Origin of the sequence: Lacihabitans lacunae (assembly GCF_042649125.1) — a bacterium.
Taxonomy (GTDB): domain Bacteria; phylum Bacteroidota; class Bacteroidia; order Cytophagales; family Spirosomataceae; genus Leadbetterella; species Leadbetterella lacunae.
This window is the reverse complement of record NZ_JBHRYQ010000001.1, coordinates 3,125,436-3,143,018: the sequence shown is the minus strand read 5'-3', so window position 1 is coordinate 3,143,018 and position 17,583 is coordinate 3,125,436. Positions and strand designations below refer to the sequence as shown.

At 36.5% G+C, this 17,583-nt stretch carries 15 protein-coding genes; 10 read left to right on the top strand and 5 right to left on the bottom strand.

The window, feature by feature from the left end:
* Positions 1 to 16 precede the first annotated feature (16 nt).
* From ACFOOI_RS13710 to dinB, 3 genes are all read right to left on the bottom strand, one after another.
* A complete protein-coding gene (locus ACFOOI_RS13710; protein ID WP_379838553.1) occupies positions 17 to 610 on the bottom strand; it encodes a hypothetical protein in 594 nt (197 codons plus the stop codon).
* Between the two features lie 252 nt (positions 611 to 862).
* A complete protein-coding gene (locus tag ACFOOI_RS13705) occupies positions 863 to 1,399 on the bottom strand; it encodes a hypothetical protein (RefSeq protein WP_379838552.1) in 537 nt (178 codons plus the stop codon).
* A gap of 391 nt (positions 1,400 to 1,790) precedes the next feature.
* Positions 1,791 to 3,023 (bottom strand): DNA polymerase IV, encoded by a 1,233-nt coding sequence (gene dinB / locus ACFOOI_RS13700; protein ID WP_379838551.1) that lies wholly within the window; start codon positions 3,021 to 3,023, stop codon positions 1,791 to 1,793.
* Between the two features lie 317 nt (positions 3,024 to 3,340).
* On the opposite strand from dinB, the gene ACFOOI_RS13695 reads away from it, so the two are divergent.
* The 5 genes from ACFOOI_RS13695 to ACFOOI_RS13675 all read left to right on the top strand — a co-directional run bounded on the left by ACFOOI_RS13695 (position 3,341) and on the right by ACFOOI_RS13675 (position 8,757).
* The gene (locus ACFOOI_RS13695; protein WP_379838550.1) at positions 3,341 to 3,640 is read left to right on the top strand and encodes a hypothetical protein; all 300 of its coding nucleotides are present in this window, start codon (positions 3,341 to 3,343) and stop codon (positions 3,638 to 3,640) included.
* An 8-nt stretch (positions 3,641 to 3,648) separates the two neighbouring features.
* Positions 3,649 to 6,153, top strand: coding sequence for an Hsp70 family protein (locus ACFOOI_RS13690; RefSeq protein WP_379838549.1), 2,505 nt, complete (start codon positions 3,649 to 3,651; stop codon positions 6,151 to 6,153).
* A gap of 20 nt (positions 6,154 to 6,173) precedes the next feature.
* A complete protein-coding gene (locus tag ACFOOI_RS13685) occupies positions 6,174 to 7,049 on the top strand; it encodes a hypothetical protein (RefSeq protein ID WP_379838548.1) in 876 nt (291 codons plus the stop codon).
* A gap of 113 nt (positions 7,050 to 7,162) precedes the next feature.
* Entirely contained in the window at positions 7,163 to 7,720 is a 558-nt protein-coding gene (locus ACFOOI_RS13680) for a hypothetical protein (protein ID WP_379838547.1), read from the top strand.
* Positions 7,702 to 8,757 carry a hypothetical protein gene (locus ACFOOI_RS13675; protein ID WP_379838546.1) on the top strand — a complete coding sequence of 352 codons (1,056 nt, stop codon included), beginning with the start codon at positions 7,702 to 7,704 and terminating at the stop codon, positions 8,755 to 8,757. Before ACFOOI_RS13680 ends, ACFOOI_RS13675 begins: the two co-directional genes overlap by 19 nt.
* Here ACFOOI_RS13675 and ACFOOI_RS13670 read toward each other — a convergent pair.
* Positions 8,754 to 9,581 (bottom strand): ion transporter, encoded by an 828-nt coding sequence (locus tag ACFOOI_RS13670; RefSeq protein WP_379838545.1) that lies wholly within the window; start codon positions 9,579 to 9,581, stop codon positions 8,754 to 8,756. The two genes, ACFOOI_RS13675 and ACFOOI_RS13670, sit on opposite strands and share 4 nt — an antisense overlap.
* Positions 9,582 to 9,639: 58 nt before the next feature.
* Entirely contained in the window at positions 9,640 to 10,830 is a 1,191-nt protein-coding gene (gene mraY, locus ACFOOI_RS13665) for a phospho-N-acetylmuramoyl-pentapeptide-transferase (RefSeq protein ID WP_379838544.1), read from the bottom strand.
* Between the two features lie 273 nt (positions 10,831 to 11,103).
* On the opposite strand from mraY, the gene ACFOOI_RS13660 reads away from it, so the two are divergent.
* The 5 genes from ACFOOI_RS13660 (at position 11,104) to ACFOOI_RS13640 (ending at position 17,556) form a co-directional block, all read left to right on the top strand.
* Positions 11,104 to 12,432: a DUF3667 domain-containing protein gene (locus ACFOOI_RS13660; RefSeq protein WP_379838543.1), complete on the top strand. Its 1,329-nt coding sequence runs from the start codon at positions 11,104 to 11,106 to the stop codon at positions 12,430 to 12,432.
* 84 nt (positions 12,433 to 12,516) lie between these two features.
* Positions 12,517 to 13,116, top strand: a complete 600-nt coding sequence (locus ACFOOI_RS13655) for a Crp/Fnr family transcriptional regulator (protein ID WP_379838542.1) — start codon at positions 12,517 to 12,519, stop codon at positions 13,114 to 13,116.
* 224 nt (positions 13,117 to 13,340) lie between these two features.
* Positions 13,341 to 14,294: a hypothetical protein gene (locus tag ACFOOI_RS13650; protein WP_379838541.1), complete on the top strand. Its 954-nt coding sequence runs from the start codon at positions 13,341 to 13,343 to the stop codon at positions 14,292 to 14,294.
* A gap of 49 nt (positions 14,295 to 14,343) precedes the next feature.
* Complete coding sequence (locus ACFOOI_RS13645) at positions 14,344 to 16,644, top strand: TonB-dependent receptor (RefSeq protein ID WP_379838540.1); 2,301 nt, start codon at positions 14,344 to 14,346, stop codon at positions 16,642 to 16,644.
* An 18-nt stretch (positions 16,645 to 16,662) separates the two neighbouring features.
* Complete coding sequence (locus ACFOOI_RS13640) at positions 16,663 to 17,556, top strand: DUF4249 family protein (RefSeq protein ID WP_379838539.1); 894 nt, start codon at positions 16,663 to 16,665, stop codon at positions 17,554 to 17,556.
* The last annotated feature ends 27 nt before the right edge of the window (positions 17,557 to 17,583 follow it).

Genomic DNA, 17,583 nt, shown 5'->3' with positions numbered 1-17,583 from the left:
TTTTAATCCAGCTTCGTCATTTAGGAAGTTTCTTACGGGCGAACGAACTTTTACTTATTACTCCTTTTTCTAAGGAAAATTGATATATTCTAAAAGAATCATCTCCATCAAGTCTATTATATCTTGCTGGGTCTTGGATTATCCTTATTTTTTTATTTTCATCCAATATAGGTTTCCCGTCTTCCCAGCCGTCGAAAGTTAGAATATATGGTCGGTTTTGTTTGGGTGGTTTTATGTAAAGTCTATCTCCTATTATATCTGCCCAACAGCCTGAAGTGCTTTTGTGGATTGGTATATTTTCTTTTGTGTTTGTTTTGAAAAGAATTATCTCCGAATGGTATTTGGCATAAGTGAAGGTTGAGTCAATGTTTGCCTGTTGGTCGTCTAAAACTACACTCATATTCCATTCAAAGTATGGTAATTGCGATATGTCTTCCTTTACTAGTACAATACCAATATCGTTTTTATACCAGTTGTTTTTTCTAGCATCACTTATATACTCTCTAATGATGCCCTTTTCGACATCGTTAAGTGTTCTTTTTTTGCAATTTTCTTGAGCAAACAGGTTCGAAAGTGAAAAAAATGAAAATAGTAATATTATATTCTTCATGTTGATTTAGCATTTTGGTGAAAGAGTGTTATTTAATTGATTACTACCAGCAGCTCCTTCCATATGCTAGTATAATATTATTCTTAAGCTTAGTTGTGAGTGGCAGGGTCGTTTGGGACCCGCGAAAAATCTTTCGGAGGCTTCTTCATTTTTTAATATGGTCACCTTCTTCTGTGAAGGACTCCGTCTTTTGTAAAGACAAATATTCTTATATCAACCTTTGAAAGTTTCTTCGTGCATCCTTCTTTGTTTTCACAATTTTATTAGCTTATATTCCGTGCTTAAACTAGTATATTCAGGTTTTTTAAAAACACTTTTGCCATTTCTTTTTATATCAATTCCTGCACCGAATTTACTATTTTCTGAACATTTTACAATACACTTGGCTGCAAGACTTGGATCACTCCCTAGGAGGTACACAATACTTAATGTGTCTTTATCTCCATTTGGATAGCTTATTATTTCTTTATAGTTCATGTCGCCAACTAAACAATCCTCTCGTTTAACACTAAACGGCGGATAATTAATACCCTCAAACTTAACTGGATTAATTTTTCTGGTTACGCTAAGGAATCCAGTGTTTTCCATTCTTTGAATATAAATTTTCGATATATCTATTTTCGAATTTTTTAATAAATCATTTCCATTCCCATCTACTTTTTCGAGCATTACGGTATGATTTTGAAAATAACTTATATAGGCTCTATCGCAATTAGAATCCAGAGAAACATTTTCTTTACATGATCCCCAAAATAGTACAGCTAGTAATCCTGAAAATAAATTTTTCATCGTGTTATTTTTTAAAAGTTTGTGCTTCTATAAAGGAGGAAAAGCGATAGCCTATCAGTAAAGACTGACGCCTGTGTGATATTGATTTCGAAATCTAAAGTTATGAATTCTGGCTCAATTTATGCTTGGGGTGGGTGGGATTTGCAAATATTTTTTTCATTACCTTTCCTTCTTCTAACCTTTGTTTGATTTTGACTGTGTTTTGCGGTATTGTTTATGGTAAAATATTTATTTTCAGCAATATACATGATGTCATTTAATCATTTTTGTGTATCATTAATTGTATTTTCGCATTGCTGAAGTTTGTGTTTTCATGAACTTAATCTCTTTTCCAGACTCACCTTCATTCTACAATTAACGAATTAAAACATTACCAAATTATCACATATTATCAGTGATACATCCGCTTCAGTTTTCCAGCGGGTAGGCCTGCCCCTTCTACTCGGATTTCTTTGCGACGCTCGTACATCTGCATACCAAAAACCTTCCCCACGGCTTTGATGCCGTGTTTGAGCCTGATGCGGTCCATGGCTTGGTAGAGGTCGGCCATGTGGGCTGACTGGTCAAAGAGCTGTATTTGACTAAAGCCGGGCACCATTTTTCCAAACTTTATGCCGATGAGCCGTATAAGGAGACGGCGGTCGTAGAGTTTTTCAAATATCTCTAGTGCTTTTTCTTGTAGGTCGTGGTCGTTTGCGGTGTAGGGCACACTCAGCTGCCGTAGGTGTGTGTCAAAGTTAGAATACCTGATTTTGACGGAGATTTGGCCCACGCAGCGGTTTTTTCTACGGAGCTCGTAACAGAGTTCCTCGGTCATTTTTACGAGTATAGACCGCAGTAAGCTCATGTCTGTGGTGTCTTTGTCAAACGTCATTTCTTTCGACATCGACTTCTGGTCGCGGTAGGGGATAACCGGGCTGTGGTCTATACCGTTTGCTTTTTCCCAAAGGCTTATTCCGTTTTGTCCCAACACCGCCTCCAGCATTTTTCGGGGCATTTCGGCCAGCATGCCTATGTTTGTGATGCCAAGGTTGCGGAGTTGCTGCCCCGTAACTTTTCCTATCATGGGCATTTTGTGTATCGGCAGTGGACTCAGAAACGAGCGTTCGTCGCCCACCTTGATAAACCGCTGTCCGTTGGGTTTTGACTCGTTGGTGGCTACTTTCGAGACGGTCTTGCCGGTGCTCATGCCAAACGATATGTTGAGCCCCGTTTCTTTGGTGATTCTCTGGCGGAGTTCGGTGGCGTATTTGTAGCTGCCAAAGTATCGGTCCATGCCCGTAAAGTCGGCATAGAACTCATCTATAGAGGCTTTTTCTAGCAGAGGCAGGCTGCCTTCCATTATTTCGGTCACCATGTTTGAGTAGCGGGTATAGCTCTCAAAGTCGCCCCGAATCCAGATGGCGTCTGGGCAGAGTCTGCGGGCCATTTTGCCGGGCATAGCTGAGCTTACGCCGAAGGCTCTGGCCTCGTAGCTACAGGCGGCCACTACGCCTCGCTCGCTCATGCCGCCCACTATCACAGGTTTGCCGAGCAGTTCGGGGTTTTTGAGCCGCTCCACAGACACAAAAAACGAGTCTAAGTCAAAGTGGGCGATTGTACGCGTGGGTGTATTTTGTTTCATTTTATAAGTAGTATTCTCTGTTTCAAATTTGGTAAAAATATTGGCAAAACATTGCTCGTAATTTTAGCAAGGCTATATATTGCTAAGGTTTGTAGATAGTTTTTTTAATAGCATGGAGAAATGGGTGGATGTATACTATTATTTCGTATTCAGTATTTTAGATAAAAACATTTTTTGGAAAAATAGACCAGAAAACACAAATGAGGAAATTTTGTAGATGGCACGAAAATTGGGCTAAAAAGCGGAGGTGAAAATTGGAAAAACCTTTAAAATAATTTCATACTTTTACGACGCACAATAACCAAATATCATATTAAATGAACCCACTCATTGAGATAGCTAATCAGATCTTTCAAATAGAAAAAAAACTCACAAAAGACGGAGTTTCCGACCAATACGCTAGGTATATTCAAAAAATCAAACAGTCACTTTCGGAATTAAAAATCAGCTTTCATGACCCTGAAGGCGAAAAATATTCCGATACCCGAACAGACATAGAAGCCAACATAGTAGGCGATGGCAAAACCGATTTTGTGATAACGCAGGCTATAAAACCCATAGTTTTTGAGGATGATAAAGTAGTACAAATGGGCGTAGTAATAGTGGAAGGCAAATAACAATACACATGGAAACGATAAACTTTGGAATAGACCTAGGCACCACCAACTCGTTGATTGCCAAATTTGAAGATGGAAGCGTAGAAATTTATAAAAATCCATTGGGCCTAAAAGAGTCCATACCCAGTTGTGTGGCCTTTCGGGGCGAACGCATAATTGTGGGAGATAAAGCCAGAGAGTGGCTCCTCAAAGACCCTATGAATGTTTTTGCGAGTTTCAAAAGAAAAGTGGGGACGGATGAAAACTACTACATTACCTCTCAAAACGACACCATAAGCCCCATTGCACTTTCGGCTCATGTACTCAAAGAGATGAAAAACTTTGTGCATACCGGAGAGGTGCCACAGGCGGTAGTCATAACTATTCCGGCGAGTTTTGATACCATCCAAAGTAACGCTACTAAGCAAGCCGGTTATGAGGCGGGCTTTAAAGAAGTGGCCTTGCTGCAAGAGCCCATTGCGGCGTCTTTGGCGTTTTTTAACAAACACCTTTCGGAGTCAAAAGAAAAAGGAAAATGGTTGGTGTATGACCTCGGCGGTGGCACATTCGATATCGCTTTGGTGGGTATTGAAAACAACGAGATGAAGGTCATTGATCACAAAGGAGACAACTACCTGGGTGGCGTAGATTTTGACCACTTGATAGTGATGGATGTCATTGTGCCTAAGTTAATTAGACTAACAGGAAATATGCAGATGACCGAGCAAATCAAAAGCAGGCAAAAGGTTTTTGAGAAGCTTTATTTTGTGTTGCTGCTTAAAGCCGAAGAGGCAAAAAAAGAGTTGAGCAGCTCGGCATTTACCGAAGTTGAGGTCGAGTATGAGCTTGAAAATGGTAACATAGAGGATTTTGTTATAGAAGTAACCCGCGAAGAGCTAAATGCCGTAATAGCTGATAAAATCCAGGGTACTATTGCCATGATTTTAGATATTTTGGAGCGAAATAATCTCACCAAAAATGATATAGAGGAGCTAATTATGATTGGCGGAAGCACATATATACCCTATGTAAGAGAGAGCGTAGCGGTCGAAACCGGGATAGTGATTAACACCAAAGCTGACCCAACCACGGCGGTGGTGGTAGGTGCTGCTTATTTTGCCGGAAATAAACCCAAACAAAGAGAAGCAGAGGTTAAGCCAAAAGAAAACACCGAGGACTCGGGGGCTATTGGATTAAAATTTGGATACAACAAAACCACCAAAGATTCGGAAGAGTACGTTTCACTGTCGGTGACTAACTTTAAGAGCGGTTGTTTTTATAGAATTAGCAGGGAAGACGGCGGTTTTGACTCGGGCCTCAAAGCCTTAACGCCTACTTTTGGGGAGTTTTTGTTGGTGTTGCCAAATCGTAAAAATGTCTTTAATATTCGTTTATTCGATGAGTTTTCTACGCCACTTGATGCAGTTTTTTCTCCTATAGAAATAACACACGGACTGTTTAATTTATACGGTCAGCCACTCCCCGAAGACATTTGTATTGAGGTAGACGACCTGTCAAATAACGCCACCAAGTGCGAGGTGGTTTTTGCTAGAAATAGTATTTTGCCTTTGACCAAAACCTTGTATAAAGAGATAAGTAAAACAATCAGAAAAAACTCCGATGATGTAATCTTTATTAACCTTTTGGAAGGAGACGGAGGCCAACACCCGAGCACCAATAAGGTTATTGGAGTTATCGAAATCAAAGCCGAATTTCTTACAAATGATATCATTAAAGGCTCAGAAGTAGAGCTTTTGGTGGAGATGTCGGAGTCGCGAGACATAAAAGTGAGTTTACTGCTGGGCATGACCAACCAAAGTTTCAATGAGGTTTTTAGCCCAACAAAAAGATATGTGAGTGCCCTAAAACTGCAAGATGAAATAAGTGAACTCAGGGGGCAGCTAAGGTTGGACTTAGACAAGGCACTCCGAAACGAAGAGTTTGAGTTTGCGGCTCAAATTCAAACCAAAATAGATAAAGTGCAGCACTTGTATGAGCAAGCTAAAAGCATTAGAAACGAGGGCCTTACAGACGAGAAATATCAAATAGACGAAGCTAAGCGAAAACTTGCTCAGCAACTTTACGCATTGGGCTCGTCTAACACCAAAGTGTATCGCATAAAAGAGCGTTTTTATGAGACAGTGGAGCTGCTTCAGTCGTGGATAGAAACCTTTCAGGATATTCCGGATAGGTTTAAAGAAGGCATAAAAGAATTGATGGAAAACAAACACGAAGTGGCCAAAAGCAACAACTACTTTATAGTAGAAGGACAAAATGCCAAGGCCAATAAATTAGTCAATAACGTAATACTTTATACACCCACGTTGCTGATTTCGTATTTCCATATCTATGCATCGCTTTCGCCTCAAGAATATTCGGATTACAGGCGTGCTCAGACCGAGATAGCAAAAGGAGAGAAAGCCATAGAAAGACAAAACTATGAAGAACTCAGAGGGATACTTTTGAGCTTAAGTAGCTTATCAAAAAGCGATGAGCCTTTAGAAGTTAAAATAAAAGGAACTGGATTAAGCTAAAATAACACACACACAATCACATGAGCTATTTGTCTCCATTGCACATTTTAGAAAGTATAGATATTAATCCAGATGAGTTAAATGCGGAAGGAATAATAAGACTTAGAAAAAAGCTACTCGCAGACTTTAACCTTAGCGGAGAGGTAACTATCGATATAGGCGGAAAGAAGTATTCGAAAGATGAGATTCTGAAAACGATAGATAAGCTAAAAGATCTAGAGAATTTGGATTCGCATTTGAGAATTTTTCAAAACAAAACCCTACTTAATTGGATAGAGTCTCCCAACCCAACGCACTTTTTTAAGTACGATTTCATTAATTTTTTGAAAGGAAAAGAACAAGACCCTTTTTATGGTGACACAGTGGGTTTGGCCTTGTTTGATTTTTTATTTAAAAAAGTAAAAAGCCGAAAATTTAAAGATTCCAGCGATGTTTTAGTGATAATTACTAGCTTAACTTACACCGACATAAGTCCATATTACGACAAACTCTATAACGAAATTCATTTCATTGTAGAAGATTTGTCAACTCGAGCACACGCCTCCAATGTGCCCATGGACAAAGTCAACTTTAGGTTTATTGCTGAGCCAGACTGGGCAGACTTTCTCAACTATTTACCCGATGGATTTGAAGAAATAAGAAACGAATATTGCAGAACAGCCATTAATTATATTTCGGTTATTCATAAAAGTTTCGCTCAGTTTGCCTACGAGATAAACTATATGCTCACTCAAACCGAATGTGATTACGAGTTAAAGGTGCTCATAGAAAACAATCAGAAAATATTAGATTCTAATGCATCTGCCGGAGGAGGTGAAACGAGCTCATGGGGCTACATTAAAATTATACTTTGGGTAGGGTTTATTTTATTTAGAATGATTGCCTGTGCCACCTAAAAGGCTAGTTTCATTTCAGATGATTGTCGTTTAATTTTCCTTTTTGGGAAATTGCGTTTTCTTTTCAGTTTTAGAGTATTACTTTTGTTGCCTCGAAACCAAACAGAAACCACTTGACAAAACACGTACTTTTACTTTGCATAGCCTTCATACTTAGCACTTCTGTCTCTAGGGCTCAAGACTCTTGGGGCGTGGGAGTTTCGGGGGCATATAATTTTCCACTCAAATCTATCGGAGTAGGTGTGCGTAGCCAGATACCACTGGGTGTAAAAATGGCGGTTAGTCCCCAAGTAAGATACTTCCCTAAATCAAACCAAGTTAATGAAGTTTATGCGGCAGTGGCTTTTCAATATAACCTACTTAACCCCTACCAAGAAAGAGGGCACAAAAGATATATATACAAAAACAACAAACCCACCGTTTATACCACTATAGAAGTGGCCTACAATCAGTGGATTAACTATTTGCCGACTTTGAGTAAAAATGCTAAGAAAAATAACATATTGGGCAATGTGGGCCTCGGTGCTGCTATAGGAAATAGTAGTGTAAGACTTTTTGCCGAAGCAAAATATAATGTACTTTGGAATGAAACATTTGGCGAAATAGGCCTTTTGGTTTTTCCGGGTACAATCAGAAAAAACAGATATTCATCATGTCCGAAAATAAAATAAACATGAAAACAAATCCCATTTTACTTCGCTTTTTGATTGCACTGCTTTTTGTAGGTTTCATGGTTTCGTGTTCTACCGATCGCTTAAGTCCTATTGAGTCTAATCCAAATACGGGCATTGTGATAGGCTTGCCACTACCCACACCGCCGCCAGCAAAAGATACGATTCCGGATATTAAAACTAAGGTATTTCTTAATGGAAATTCAGGTTTGGGACTAGAAAAACTAGAGCCCTTACGCCGAAAAATAACGGTAAATAGCAATGCTGATTTGCCAATTATTGGACCAAAAGGCACAAAGTTGTATTTTAATAATTATACCTTAGTTAAGCCAAACGGAGCAGGAGTAAACTATCCGTTTGATGTTGAAATTATAGAGCTCTATACGTTTAAAGACATGTTGCTTTACAGTAAGCCCACTACCTCTTTTGACAAGATTATAGTTACCGCGGGTTCATTTTATGTAAACGTAACCCAAGGAAATGAAACCCTAAGGCCAAACCCAAATTTCTATCCAGAAATACAGGTGCCTTCGGCTAAAGCTTTAGATACTCAAATGAAGATTTTTTACGAAGGGTTTGATGCAGTAGAAAGGGCTACCTGGGTAGTTTCTGATTCTACGCAAGGTCCCCAAGTTGCAGGCCCAGGTCCAACAAAGGAAAGAGAAGGAATTACGTTTTTTGGTAAAGGGTACTATTCTCTGTTTCCGAGTAAGTTTGGTTGGATAAACTGCGATAAGTTTTATAACTACACAGGCGAAAAAACACAAGTTAAGTTTGCGTCTGAATATCCAGATTTAAAAAACATGCTGGTGTTTATGATTTTGCCTAAAATCAATTCTATAATTCAGGTGTTCGATGGGCTTTCTTTGGCTGTTCCGGTAGGCGAAGAGGTTAAGTTGGTAGTTGTGGGTAAAACCGAGAAGGAGGAATACTATTCGTTTTACGAAGAGTTTAAAGTAGCCCCAAACCAAACACGAAAGATACTTTTGGCACCCACCACCGAAAAAGAGTTTTATGCACTCTTAGAAAAGCTTTAGTGTTTGCGACTCTCGGAGATGTAATACTCTGATTCGCAATACGGGCATTTTATTTTTCCATCCTTGTTCTTGGAGCCTTTTATGTGCTCGCTAAAGCCCGAGGCTAATATACCAGCTGGCATAGCAAAAAGCGAAATACCGGCTATAGCAATAAATGCTCCCAATACTTTTCCGAGTTTGGTGACGGGGTAAATGTCGCCATAACCCACTGTAGTCATGGTGTTTACTCCCCACCAAAGTGCCGCAGGAATAGAAGTGAAAACTTTTGGCTGAGACTCGTGCTCGATGAAATACATCAACGAACTGGAAATAATCATTAAGAAAAAGATAAACGAAAAACTCAAAATGAGCTCTTCTCGCTTGCTCCTAAGCACATTGTTTATCACCCGAAATGCATGAAAATAACGACTCATTCTAAACAAACGAAGAATTCGGAGTAGTCGCAATATTCGGATAAAACCGAAGTCAGCCGTAAACATTGTGAAGTAAAACGGAGCTATAGCCAGGAGGTCTACTAAGCCCCAAAACGAAAAGAAATAAGACAGCCTTCCTTTTATCGGGTGGCTGTGTTGTCGGTTTTCTACATAAGACCAAATACGCAGTAAGTATTCTACCGTAAAAATAGATACGGACAGCAGCTCAAACTCTACAAAAAGGTGGTGATACGAGGCCGAGAAGGTGGGCACCGTGGATAATATTATGGCAATAGAATTGAAAAAAATTAGGATTGAGAGCGTAATGTTTACCGCAAAACTCAATCCTTTTCTTTTAGAATAACTGATTTCTAAGGCATTAAATACCTTATTTCGAATAGTTTGTGCCATGTTTTATTTCAAAAAAAATTCGGTTTATAAAATGGCTGTCCCTTTGAAAGGAATACAATTATCTCAACTTAAGTGTCACAATGCTCACTACTGCTAACACTATGGCCACTATCCAGAATCGGGTAACTATTTTGGCTTCGTGGTAGCCTTTTTTCTGAAAGTGGTGGTGCAGTGGTGACATTAAAAACAAGCGGTTGTTTTTGGCATATTCCAAGCCTTTTTTACGCTTTTGGTATTTAAAATAACCCACCTGAAGTATCACCGAAATGTTTTCAGCCAAGAAAATACCACACATAACAGGTATCATAAGTTCTTTTCTTAAAATCAAAGCCAGAGTAGCTATCACACTACCTAACATAAGGCTGCCGGTGTCGCCCATAAAAACCTGAGCGGGGTACGCGTTATACCATAAAAAACCGATGCAGGCACCCAGAAAGGCCGCACAGAATATTACGACTTCGCCTGTGTTTGGCAATAGCATGATGTTTAGGTATTCGGCAAAAACTTGGTTGCCAGACAAATATGCAAATATAGCGAGCGTAAGTCCGATGATAGCCGAGGTACCAGCCGCTAGTCCGTCTATACCGTCCGTGATATTGGCCGCGTTAGATACCGCCGTGATGATAAAAATACAGATGAATACATAGGGCACCCAAGCTAAACTTTCTGGAAAAAAACTAGAAAGGAAAGTATAGTCAAGTTCGTTTCCTTTCAGAAACGGAACCGTGGTGGTCAGCTTGTCTATGTCTACGGCTTGACCGTTTACGTACTCTCGCACCTTTACGTTGTCGTTATAAAAAAGCGTAAGGCCTACAATTAGCCCCAAGCCTATCTGCCCGATAACTTTAAATGTGCCTTTGAGGCCTTCTTTGTCTTTCTTGAAAACTTTTATATAATCATCTATAAAGCCGATTAAGGTAGTCCAAAGGGTAGCGGTGATAAGCAAAATGATATAGACGTTTTCTAGTTTGGCAAAAAGCAAAACTGGAATCATTAGTGAGGCCAAAATAATGAAACCGCCCATGGTTGGCGTTCCTTTTTTCTCAAGCTGACCCTTAAGGCCAAGGTCTCTGATGCTTTCGCCTACTTGCAGGTTTTGCAGTTTGCTTATAATGGGTTTGCCGTAAAATGCCGCAATAAAAAGCGATAAAATAGTGGCTGCAGAGGCTCTAAATGAAATATATCGAAAAACACCCGCACCCGGGAAGTCGAACATTTGGTCGAGATAACTAAATAAATAGTAAAGCATAAATTATGGTCGTATTTTAGTCTAGGTAAGCAAAGTTAAAGTTTTTTGTTGGCAAATTATAGAACGTGTAAAAATGTGAACAGAAATAATTAATATAGTACAGATGTGGTTTCGCAATTAGGCTCTTCTATATTTTTAAAATCCTTTGGCTTATTCTTTTGTTTTCTTGATAAAAAAGTGGTCGGTCTATCAAAATTGACTTGAACGAAGAATTCTTTTGTTTGAAAATTATTATTTTGGTTTATTTGCAATCCATATAACAAAACAAGTAAAATGGCGAGAAAGAATAGGGTTCCGATGGTAGAATGTAGAAACTGTGAAGCAAAGCTTAAAGCCGACGATTCTTATTGTCCCAACTGCGGACAAGAAAACCACGACCACCACCTCACCATAAAAGCCATGCTTTATGAGTTTGTAGAGGGAATCACCCATTTCGACAATAAAGTATTTAGTTCACTAAAAACACTTTTTGTTTCTCCTGGCAAGCTTTCCAAAGATTTTATTGAGGGCAAACGCGTCCGATATGTGCCGCCTGTCCGCCTTTATATTTTTGTAGCTTTTATTTTCTTCTTTGTGATGAATATCGTTTTGTCAAAACTGGTGGAATCTATTTTGGATTCGAGCAAACAGTTAGATTCGATTAAAAAAGTGGGTACTACACACCAAATAGGAATAGATAAAGCTCAGTATGAAGATTTAAAAAAATGGAAGAGTCAGAATGAGCTAAGACAGGCTGTTTTGGATATGGTGAAAACCAATAAAATTGATTTAGATAAAAAAGACAAAGAAGGTAATGAAACACAAGTGATATCAAAGGCTATGTTTTCGGATTTCATTAATAAAAACGCGTATGATTCAGTTTCATTGGAAGCACGAAAAACAGATATTGTTTTAGAAAAAACAATACTTAAGACTAAGGTTACTGTCAATGTAATGGGAAAAGAAAAAGAGCTAACAACCGATAAGGTTGACAGTATACGTTACCGACTTTCTTTTTCAGTAAAACCACAATATGATACCGTAGGCTTAAGCATCACAAAATTTGATGCAAAGGATTATTATAATGACGAACATAAGTTAGACTCACTTATAGCTAAAAGTGATTTGCCTTGGTACAAGAAAATGGCGAAAAAGAACAACTTCAAATTAGGCTATATTTTTACTTTTGGTAATGTGCTCGAAAAGAAAGTAGTTTTAGAGAAAATATCGCATAATGTTACCAAATACGGCTCCATCGCTATGTATATTATGATGCCCCTTTCTGCTTTGTATTTGTTTTTATTGTTTTATAGAAGGCAAAAATACTATTTTCCTCATTTTTTGTTTTCAATGCATTTACACACCTTTATCTTTATTTGCATCTCAATATTTATAGGCATAAGCTCCTTAATTAAGAAATATAAATTTGACACAGATCTAATCGCTTGGCTGTTTATCATATTCTTTGCAGGCATATATTTCTATTATTATAAAGCCCAGAAATATTTCTACGGAACCTCTCGCGTTAAAACAATTTTAGAAGGCGGCATAACCGCAGTTTTGTATTTTTTTACATTATTTGGGTTGGCTTTTGTAGTGTTTCTTGCTTCCGCTTTATTTTGATTTAAAGCTGTTTTAAATCTCACTTTTATGATTTAAAACTGATTTGTTTTTTTAATTTTGGTTATCACAACAAGTATAAAAAATATGATAATCACCAATTTGATAAAAAGCTTCAATACTTTCAATGAAGCTGAAGTCGAGAAAATTTGTAATGCTTTTGTACCTATTTCATTTGATGCCAAATCATTATTGTTAAACGAAGGGGAAATTTGCAATAAGGTATATTATGTCTACGAAGGGGTTCTAAGAGAATTTTCTTATATTGATGCAGACATAGACACAGACACAGACACAGACACAAGAACTTTAACCCACCATATATTGGCCGAAAATGAGTGGATATATCAAATAGAAAGTTTCCTTTTAGAAAAACCTTCAGCGTGTTGTATTGAAGCACTAAGCCCCATTAAGGCATTTTACATAATAAAGCAAGACTTAGAACGCCTCGTTTCTGAAATACCTTCTTTGGCCTATGTAATGATAAAAATTTATGAGAAATATCTTTTACAACTTGAACACCGTAATGCCTTTCACCGAATCAAAAGTGCCGAACTCCGTTTAGAAGTTTTTGAAAAAATGCAGCCCAATATCCAAAACCGTGTATCTGGTAAAGTTTTGGCCTCTTATTTAAACGTTACACCTCAGCAGCTAAGCCGCATTAGAAACAAACGAGCCCATGGGTAAATAATTTTTGGTAAAACATCAGCTATTGTTATTTAATCCCCAATAATAATAATCCCCCAAAGCCCTCCAAATGAACAATTGGCAATTTTTTTATTAACATTTGGCAATTTTTTCTTTCAAAAACCTTTCAGACCTTTACAAGCAACAAAGCCCCCCGAAGATCTTGGCAGACACAGGGAGGCTTTGGCTATTTAATCTTTTAACAAAATTAAACATGTAAATGTATGAAACAATTTATTATTTTAATGACAGCATCATTATTTTTTGTGGCTTGTAATAACCAAGACATACAAAAGCCCAGTGATGCTAATCAAATTAGTTTAATGGAAAATATTAAAGTGGAAAATGGCATCCTAAAGTTTGTTGATGAAGATCATTTTCAACTTACTATTTCAAAGTTATCATTAATGAAAGACATTGAAAAAATGACAGGTGCAATTGTTGAGTTTGAAAATTACGAATCAAATTATCAAGCCTATGATAATATTACAGAAAGTCAGTTTTCTCAAATTTCAAAATCAAATAAAACTAGTGGATACGAAAATATATTAAACATTCAAAGGGTTGACGGTAGCGAACCTCAAATTGTTAGAAACATTACATATGCACCATTAGGCTTGCTAATAAATAAAGAAGGTAAAGTAATTATTGGTAACAAAATTCACCAATTTTTTTACGATAAAGTTCTTGTTGCTAGCTACGCACCCACAGGAATAAGTTCTGTAAACGAAACTTATCCTGTAGAACATAAGGTTGTATTGAAAGAATTGAAAAATTTAAAACCGAGTGCAGAAATCAAATCCTGTGATCAATATCGGTATTCAGGAAATGAAAGACGTTTATGTGGTATAATAAATTATTCTTTATATTACTCTCCAGGAATCAGTGGGAAAACATATACTACTTTTACAACGGAACATCAAACTAGAACCTTAGGCTTTATTTGGTACACCTCGGTAATAAGTACTATTTCCTTATCCGGAACTGCTTATGTTGATTACAGTCCAGTATCAATTAATATGGTTACCACTAACGCCTCAAATACTAATTATTATGTCCCAAGTTATTGTAGTCCTGTTCCTGGCGGAACGTATTGCTCATCAGGCATAGTGACTGGATCAAGTACAACACATAAAGGTATAGGTTTGGATGGAAACTGGAAACAAGTAAATCTTTAATTTAATTAATAACAGGTTTCTGCCGCCTGTTATTTATTCTTCTCAGATTATGAATAAAATATTGTTACTAATTATTTTCTCAGTCTCGGCTTTTGCCCAAAATACAATATCTGCAATAGTGAAAGATAAAAACAGTAAAGAACTATTAGTCAATGTTATTATAAAAACCATTCCAGAAAGTCAGGTAATTGTTACTAACAAGTATGGACAATTTACTATTTCTACCCCCAAAAGTACATTGGCATTAGTACTCAGTTGTGTAGGATATCAATCCTATAAATTAGATTCCTCGGAATTTAAATTAAAAGAAATTTATTTAGAAACCCTCGTTACACAATTAAAAGAAATAGAAGTTAAAAGCCAAAAAAATGAAATGGGCATGATCAACATTAATTCAGAAAGTATTCGTGCGATTCCGATGTTAATGGGGGAACCTGATTTATTAAAAGCCTTAACCACATTTCCAGGGGTATTAAATGGACGAGAGGGAAGCAGTGGTTTGTTTGTAAGGGGTGGAACCCCAGATCAAAATCAAATAGTACTAGACGAGGCGATCATTTATAATACAAATCACCTCTTTGGCCTAGTGTCTACTTTCAATCCCGATGCTATTAACAATATTAAGTTATATAAATCGTATTTCCCAGCTGAATATGGAGGCAGGTTGTCCTCCGTTGTCGATTTGTCTATGCGTGAAGGTACTCAAGAAAAATTCAAACTAAAGTATTCGGTAGGACTAATAAACTCAAGGGTCATTGCTGAAGGTCCAATTAATTCAAAATCCTCCTTTTTAATAGCAGCACGAAGTTCATATCTGGGTATTTTAGCACTCCCTTTTTATTTACAATACAAAAATGATAAAAGAAACAATATTTCGAACTATTGGATGTATGACATAAATGCCAAATACAACATTAAACTGAAAAACAATCAGCAATTATTCTTGTCTTTTTTTTCAGGCAAAGATATTTTTCTAAGTAAATCTAAGAATGAAGATGTAGAGGTAAAAAATACATTTGGTTGGACGAATCAGACAGCTACACTTCGATACATCACCAGATTAGGGCCAAAAGTATTTTCAAAGTCAATATTGACATATTCTAATTACAATTCTGGGTTTTCATTAAAGGAATCAGAACTAAAACTTACTACAAGCGATTTTAAGGCGAATTCGAAATTGCATGATATTACTATCAAACAAAGTTTGGATATCTATTGTAACGACAAGCTTTCAATCAATATTGGTTTTGAGCTTGTCAAATATTTATTTCAGCCATCAGCTATAAATACGTCCTATTCATTTAATATGGACTTGTTAAACACCATAAATAGAAAATTTAATGCTCAAGAAGTTGTGCAATTTACAGAGGCAAAAATATTATCAAAACCTTTCGTATTTAATATTGGCTTGCGAAATGTGATTTTCAGAAATGGCATGAACCAATATTTTTCAAGTCAGCCAAGATTAAAGATTGCCTACCCCATTAATGATAATTCAGAATTATACCTAGGTTATTTATCTGGATCTCAAAACATACATCTTCTTAGCAACAATTCCGGCATTTCGAATGATGTATGGATACCGTCAAGCCAAAAAATCAAACCGGAGCAAGTAAAACAATTTTCTGTGGGTTTTCAGAAAGAGATAAATAGTTATTCATTAACAATTGAAGGATTTTATAAAAAATATTCCAATTTGATTGAATATAATTCAAGATCAGGTTTTTTGACAAACTATACTAATCCATATGAAAACAATGTTGAAACAGGTGGGATTGGAAAATCTACAGGGCTGGAATTTATGCTCAAAAAAAATGAAGGAAAATTAAGTGGCTGGTTTTCATTAACCTTAATGAAAAATAAAAGGAAATTTGATAATTTAAATAATGGTGACTGGTACAATGCAAACTTTGACAAACCTGTTTATATTTCTAGTAATATTGCTTATAAACCGTCAAATAAATACGAAATTAATCTCCTATTATCAGTTTCTTCAGGAGTGCCAATAAATTTCCCAGAATCAATTTATCGTTCCTATAATCAAGCTCTTGGAATTACTGCCAAGTACTATTCCCCGGGAAAAAACAAATATCGACTTCCAACTTATCATAGGGTAGATTTGAGCTATACCAAACATTTTATTGCCAAAGGCAAATCTGATAAATCAATAACTTTTGGAATATATAATGCCCTTTTTACTAAAAACATATTCTATACAGATTACAAGGTTAAAAATATTTATGAACAAAATGGATCTATAATAAAGACAACCGGATTTGAGGGCAGTTTAATCGGCTATAGTATATTTCCATTTTTACCGTATTTTAATTTTAGTAAAACCTTAAGGTAATAATTAGTTTGAAGAATTATGAAAAATAAACTAACAATAATCGTACTAACCTCGTTATCCTTTGGTCTTCTGGCTTGCGAAAAACAACTAATTTTTGATAATACAAATTTTGAAGAACAGACTGTACTTTATGCTATATTAAATAGTGAGGAACCCGTCCATTTAATAGTTGATAAAACCTTTCCATCAATTGGTAAGGTTTATCCCGATTATACAAACTTTGAGCCAATTGTGCTCCTTTATGAGAATGAAAAATTAGTGGAAACCTTAAAAAACATTGGTCAAAACAATTTTGCCTCAAAAACACTAATACCCAACCCAGAATTTACATATAAAGTTGAGGTTAAAAACAACAACCAATCCATAATAACACCTGAAATAAAATTTGTTGAGAAGCCTATTGTAAAAGGCATTCATGACTTAATAGAAGTTGAGTCTCCATTTGGAAACAGTAAAGCATATTCTTTAGAAATAGAAGTAAAAATTAGTGACTTTACAAATCCATTTTATGCAATGCAAATAGTAGGATTAAATGGTAATGAAGTAATTCCTGTAAATGTCTTTCATCCATATAAATCAAATGAGATAGGAGATCCGTGTGGACAATTAGTAAATTATGGAATCTATTGGTATGATAGTAGTTGTGCAACTGACTCTATTCTTCGTTTAAATCTTGGATTTGAAATACGAGGTTATTCACAAAAATTGAGCAAATATGTGGAGATCCCTAAAATAAAGATTAAAGTTCAACATATTTCTGAATCTTACAAAAGTTTAATATCTGATTTCCTTCCTGAAGGAATAGAAAGAATTTTTAATAATGTTTCTAATTCATATTCCAACATAGAAAATGGCTTGGGTGTTGCAGGATCAATTAACCAAGTTTCTTATGAAATTAACATAAATAAATAAATACAAAAGTCTCGCTCTCCTCAGTCT